This is a genomic window from Streptococcus oralis, from assembly GCF_001578945.1.
Lineage (GTDB): Bacteria > Bacillota > Bacilli > Lactobacillales > Streptococcaceae > Streptococcus > Streptococcus oralis_Q.
On the sequence record NZ_KQ969562.1, the window covers coordinates 1 to 1560 of the forward strand.

Here is a 1560-nt window from a genome sequence, read left to right on the forward strand (position 1 = left end):
TCCGTTGGTAGAAACGTTGTTGGCGCGTATTGATACGACGAGGGCGACTTGGTTCACTACCATCAACCGCCCAGATCATTCTATGCCCACTCGGGTCGGTATAGTTGACAGGGTTGTTCTGCACATAGCTGTAGCGATTCTGGCTGAGAGGATCCGTCGCCTCACCTGGATAGCTATCCTCGGTTAAGAAAGTACCTCCCTGACTATCATAATACCTTGCGCGTAAATAGTCAAGTTCGGTATCGTCACGGGCTTCACCGTTATAGGCGAATGGATTCCCTGTTGTATCTGTACTTGTCTTTCTTGCCCCATAGAGGTTATAGCTAGTTGATGCGACGGCTTGTCCATCCTTGGTCAAGCCTGTCACAGAGCCTGACTGGTTGGTCAAGTAGTTGTAGCTGTCGCCTGTTTGGTTGTTGAGGTAGCTAGCTCGCCCCTGACCATAGCTATAGGTATCTCGTGCCTTGCCATCATGGTCATAGGTTTCAAGGACTTCTGTATGTTCACGATTGACATCATTAACATAGTTGCGTTCCTCGTAGTAGTTGTAGGTGTCTTCTCGTGTGGTGTAAGGGATCAGGACATCCTGAACCTGACTGGTATAGGTCACCTCTCCCTGACCCGGTAAGTTGCCGAGTTCTGGTGGGGTGACAACGATCCCCTCCTTGGTCGCTCGGTCCTTAGCTACCTTCTGGTGGTAGGCTGTCGACACATCGTCAAAGATGCTGTGCCAGATGCTTCCTATCGTCTGCGGTAAAGCAGACAGGGCTTGGAGGACATTCTGGCTAAAGCCATACCAGAAGAGGGAGTGTTGGTCCCCACTTGGGGCTGTGTAAGGTGACTTACGACCGGACTTGCTATCCTTTGGCTTACGTTGGAAGAGCTGATAGGTGTTCTTGCCTTCCTTACGACTAGCAGTGAAGACACGATTATCATCCCCATCGTAAAGCGCAGCCATGAGCAGACCCTTCTTGTCCTTGATCGCAAGCAGGCGGTTCTCTGTATCGTAGAAGTAGTCTAGCTTTTCTGAGTTCTTCTCAGAAGCGATGCGATTGCCATTCTTGTCGTAGGTATAGGTGATGGTACCATCTGGGTCTTCCAGCTTGGTCAAGCGGTTATGGTCATCGTAGGTAAAGCGTGTCTGGCTCTCCTTGCCATCGACTGTCTCGGTGCTGGTCAGTTTATTGCCCGCTAGGTCATAGGTATAGGAGAGTTTAGAGAGTTCCTTACCAGCTCCATCCGATACCGTCATGTTTTCCACTTGACCTAGAGTATCGTAGGTGTAGGTATGGACTAGGGTTTCGCCATCCTGCTTAATGGTTTCTTTGGCGATATAGCCTCCGTCGTCATACTCATAGCCATAGCTGGAGATGAGTTTGTCATGCTTATCTACATGGCGGAGTTCGGTGAGGCGGTGAGCCTTGTCATAGGTCAAGAAGCTCTTGCTTCCATCTCCCCGGTCAACCTCCGTCAGATCCCCTGCTGGGTTATAGCTATAGCTGGTCTTTTGTCCCTTGACATCTGTCACGGAAGTGAGGCGATCCAGTTCATCGTAAGTGT

At 50.3% G+C, this 1560-nt stretch carries 1 protein-coding gene; it reads right to left on the bottom strand.

Annotated elements, in window-relative coordinates:
• Nucleotides 1–1560, bottom strand: a 1560-nt coding sequence (locus SORDD16_RS09670) for an RHS repeat-associated core domain-containing protein (RefSeq protein WP_277730646.1), incomplete at both ends; no start/stop codon positions are given.